Origin of the sequence: Cetobacterium sp. (assembly GCF_048470075.1) — a bacterium.
Classification (GTDB): Bacteria; Fusobacteriota; Fusobacteriia; order Fusobacteriales; family Fusobacteriaceae; genus Cetobacterium_A.
On the sequence record NZ_DBGBQB010000087.1, the window covers coordinates 1 to 4,618 of the forward strand.

The 4,618-nt window shown below is 32.2% G+C and carries 3 protein-coding genes; 1 reads left to right on the forward strand and 2 read right to left on the reverse strand.

Going from position 1 to position 4,618, the window contains the following annotated elements:
* Positions 1-167 precede the first annotated feature (167 nt).
* A complete protein-coding gene (gene ald, locus ACMOUI_RS03325) occupies positions 168-1,283 on the forward strand; it encodes an alanine dehydrogenase (RefSeq protein WP_418964327.1) in 1,116 nt (371 codons plus the stop codon).
* 84 nt (positions 1,284-1,367) lie between these two features.
* Here the strand turns inward: ald and ACMOUI_RS03330 are convergent, their stop codons facing one another.
* Together ACMOUI_RS03330 and ACMOUI_RS03335 are read right to left on the reverse strand one after the other, a co-directional pair.
* Positions 1,368-2,213, reverse strand: a complete 846-nt coding sequence (locus ACMOUI_RS03330) for a MurR/RpiR family transcriptional regulator (RefSeq protein WP_418964328.1) — start codon at positions 2,211-2,213, stop codon at positions 1,368-1,370.
* Between the two features lie 17 nt (positions 2,214-2,230).
* Complete coding sequence (locus ACMOUI_RS03335) at positions 2,231-4,582, reverse strand: aminotransferase class I/II-fold pyridoxal phosphate-dependent enzyme (RefSeq protein WP_418964329.1); 2,352 nt, start codon at positions 4,580-4,582, stop codon at positions 2,231-2,233.
* Positions 4,583-4,618: the final 36 nt, after the last annotated feature.

Consider the following 4,618-nt stretch of genomic DNA (forward strand, 5'->3'; position numbering starts at 1 on the left):
CACTAATATCCTTTAAAATATTATATTTAAAGAGTTTCTCATAAAGTTTTAATATTATAAATTAAGATAAAAATTTTTTTAACCTTATTGAAGTGCTCAAACTAATGAAATAAACTGGTGTTATGATAGAGTTTAATAAAAATATCATAGTTTAAAGGAGGAGTAGTATGAGAATTGGAATTCCTAAAGAGATTAAAAACAATGAGAACAGAGTTGGTCTTTTACCTTATGCTGTGGCTCAACTAGTTGGTGATGGGCACACAGTTTATGTAGAAAAAAATGCTGCTGCTGGTATTGGAGTTACTGATCAACAGTATGAAGAAGTTGGGGCTTTTATATTGAATACTCCTGAAGAGATTTTTAATAGTTCAGATATGATTATTAAAGTTAAAGAACCACAACCATCAGAGATTGCACTGTTTAAGCCACATCATATAGTCTATACCTATCTTCATCTAGCAGCTGATAAGGTATTGACAGAAGCTCTTATGAAAACTGGTGCTACTTTTATAGCATATGAAACTATTACTGGCAAAAATAACTCTTTACCTCTATTGAGGCCTATGTCTGAAGTTGCTGGTAAAGTTGCTGTACAAGTTGGTGCAAATTATTTACAAAAGAATAATGGTGGAAAAGGTATTTTATTGGGTGGTGCTACTGGAGTTTTACCTGGTAAAGTTGTTATTATTGGTGCTGGGGTATCCGGACAAAGTGCTCTTAAAGTTGCGGTTGGATTGGGAGCTGATGTCACTGTTCTAGATATTGATATCGATAAACTTAGCTATCTTGATGATATCTATGGAACTCAAATAAAAACTCTATACTCAACTAAAGCAAACATAGAAAATTCAATTATCGATGCCGATTTAGTCATTGGTTGTATTCTTCTTCCTGGAGCTAAAGCCCCTAAACTTATAACTGAAGAGATGATTAAAAAAATGGAAAAAGGTTCTGTTCTAGTTGATGTAGCTATTGATCAAGGCGGTTGTTTTGAAACTTCAAAACCTACAACTCATGAAAATCCAGTTTATTTAGTTCACGGAATTCTACACTATTGTGTTGCCAATATTCCTGGTGCATCTCCTCTTACATCTACATATGCTCTAAATAATGCAACTCTTAAATATGCTAGAGAACTTGCTTCTCTAGGAGTTGTAGAGTCTTGTAAAAAACATACTAATTTACTTGCTGGACTTAGTATTTTTAATGGAAAGTTAGTTGATAAAACAGTTGCAAAAGATTTGGATTTAGAGTTTTTAGAATACGTAGATTTTGAAAGTTAATAATTTTTTTTAGAAAAAATATAAAAGCAAAGAAGCTGAAGCAAATTGATGATTAATCCCATCAATTTGCAACAGCTTCTTTTTTTATCTTTGATAAATATTGAATCTATCTGTTATTTTCTTTAATTTATCCAATCTCTCAATGCTTTCCTCTTTATTCTCTTTACCAAATTTTAAAAGTAAAGCATTTAAAATAATTATTCCTGGAACAAAAGTATAAGCTTTTCCTCCATTTTTTGTGGTGATTACTAAATCCGATATATTTCCTAAAACAGAGTCTTTTTTATCAGTCATAGTAATTATTTTATTTCCCTGTTCTTTAAAAAACTCAGTTACTTGACAAGTAAAGTTTGTATATGGATGGAATGATATTGTAAACAACACATCATCAGGGCTTGAGTATAGAAGTTTATCAGTGAAATCAGACGCTCCTGATATCATTAACTCCACATCCTCTCTTAATTCTTTTAGCATAAAATATAGATAATATGCCAATGCATAAGATCCTCTTGCACCTAATATATATAACTTTCTACTATTTTTTATCATTTCCATAGCTTTTTCTAGCTGTTCCTCTATAGTTACAATATCTATCTCTTCTAAAAGCTCTATGTTTGTAGTTATAATTTCTGATAATATTCCATCTTTTGAAACTGAATCTATCTCCTCTCTAAACTCTTTCATTTGAGAAGTTGATATTTCAACATCTTTTTGGAAAACTCTTTGGAAATCTGGATAACCTTTAAACCCTAAATTTTTTGAAAATCTTGTAATTGTAGCTGGACTAGTTCCTGTCTCTTTAGCTAGCTCATTTATTGAAATAAATGACACTATACTCTGATTATGCTTTATAAAGTCCACAATTTTTTTAAAACTTTTACTATACGTTGAATAATTTTGCTCTAAATTAGCTAATACCGCCTTTTTCATCTCACACCTCTATATACTTATACGTTTGGATTTAATACAAACTCCGTTAGATCATTTACAAAATTCATAGTTTTCTCATTTTTATCATTTACTGGATTGTATTCCACTATATCTACCGATGTTATAGAGTAGTTTTTAAATAGGAATCTAAATGTCTTAAACATCTCCTCTGGAGTAAATCCATTTCTAACTGGTGTACTTACTCCTGGTGCAAACTCTGGATCAACTGAATCCACATCAAAACTTATATGAATATTATCAATTTTCAAATAGTTCTTAATCTCTTCTAAAACATTGTCTAATCCTTTATGAACAACCTCATCATAAGGGATTACTTTCACTCCTAATTCCTCTATAACGTCTCTTTCTTTTACATCTAGGTCTCTAGCTCCTAAAATAACAACATTTTTACTGTCAATTTTAGCTCCTTCATAGAAACAGTTTACTAAGTCTCTATCTCCAGCTCCTTGTAAAAGTGCTAATGGCATACCATGGATATTTCCTGACATTGTTGTCTCATCAGTGTTCATATCTCCATGAGCGTCAATCCATATTACACCTATCTCTTTTTCTAATGCTACTCCAGATATTGATCCTAGAGCGATTGAGTGGTCTCCACCTACAGTTATTGGTCTATATCCATCTCTTACTGCCTCATTTACTGCAGTTGCTAACTTCTCACAAGTGTTAAGTATTGTATTCTTATATTTTAATGACCACTCATTAAAGTTTTCTCTCTGCTTTTCAACATCTATATAAGTCATCTCTCCAAATGTATCTGGGAAATACTCCTCTAAAACTTCTGGTCCAAACTCAATACCAGCTTTGTTTGCTCCTAAGTTCATTGGAACAGCAAACATTTTATTTTTCATTTTTTCTGTGTATAAGTATACAGCATCTTCTTCATCTATAACTTTTATATACTCTAACTCAGGATCTTCCATTCCTTGAACATGAAGTTTTGCTGCCTTTAAATTTTGAATATATGTAATTATATCTTTTGTAATTCTTTCTCCTGGATATATTACTGGTATTCCTGGTGGATATGCCATAATCATCTCAGCACATATCTTACCTTCACTCTCTAAGAATTTAATTTTGTTATTCTCACTGTAGAAAGCTTCTCTAGGTATTAAGATAGACTCTGGAATTGTCGGCATTCTACCTACAGATTCAGCTATTTTTTTATCCTTTCCGAAGAATCTCTTACTTATATCTTTTAAAGCATCTAATAACTTACCTGTACTTACTTCATCATCTCCCAATGTAATTAATCCTAATACATTGTAGAAATCTGATAGTTCAACCTGAATATTATAGTCATCAATAAGTAGAGTTTCCAATTCAAAACCAGTTAATCCTAACTCTCTTGCTGATATAGAAAGTTTTGTTTCATCAAAATCATAGATTCCGTATCTTCCTACAATCTCTTTTCCAAATGAGAAAATACCTGGTATTTTGTTGATCTCTGCTCTTAGATCTCTTGCTAACTTCAATGTTCTTGTTAATAACTCTCTTCCCTCAGTAGCAATCTGTCTTCTAGCACAATCTAATGATGCCATCAACGGATATGAAGGTGATGTTGTATGTAAAATACTTAGTATCTGTTGTATTCTATTTACATCAACTCTTGTTGAGTTTACATGTAACATTGACATCTGTGTCATTGCTCCAATTATTTTATGAGTACTTTGACAGCAAATATCTGCCCCTGCATCTATTGCTGATATTGGTAACTCTTCATGGAAGTGTAAGTGAGCTCCGTGAGCCTCATCAACTATTAAAGGAATATCATAGCTATGAACTATATCTGCAATCTTTTTGATATCAGTTGCCGCTCCATAGTATGTTGGGTTAATGATTAAAACAGCCTTTGTATCTGGATGCTGCTTTAGCATATTTTCAACAACTTCTGGTCTAACTCCATGAGCTATTCCTAATTCGTCATCTACTTCAGGATTCATATATACTGGAGTTGATCCACTTAATATAATTCCACCAGAAACTGACTTATGTACATTTCTAGGGACTAATATTTTCTCTCCTGGCTTTACAACAGACATAATCATTGCTTGAATTGCTCCTGATGTTCCGTTGACAGCGAAAAAGGTCTTCTTTGCTCCATAAGCGTCAGCTGCTAACTCTTGTGCTTCTTTTATACAACTTTTTGGATTGTGTAATCCATCAACCATCTTAAAGATAGTTACATCAATTGAGAAGGGATTAGGTCCCATAAACTCGTAAAACTCTTTATCCATTCCCTTTCCTCTCTTATGCCCTGGAACATGGAAAGGAATTATATCTCTTTTCGCATATACGTCCTTCAGTGTTGAGAATATAGGTGTTTGATATTGATTTAATTTAGTCATCTTACCTCCTTATTTAATAAATTTTGTTCTTAAAAA

Bases quoted from the DNA above. Each gene is read 5' to 3' on its own strand.
- ald (WP_418964327.1), top strand. From the start codon at position 168: ATGAGAATTGGAATTCCTAAAGAGATTAAAAACAATGAGAACAGAGTT.
- ACMOUI_RS03330 (WP_418964328.1), bottom strand. From the start codon at position 2,213: ATGAAAAAGGCGGTATTAGCTAATTTAGAGCAAAATTATTCAACGTAT.
- ACMOUI_RS03335 (WP_418964329.1), bottom strand. From the start codon at position 4,582: ATGACTAAATTAAATCAATATCAAACACCTATATTCTCAACACTGAAG.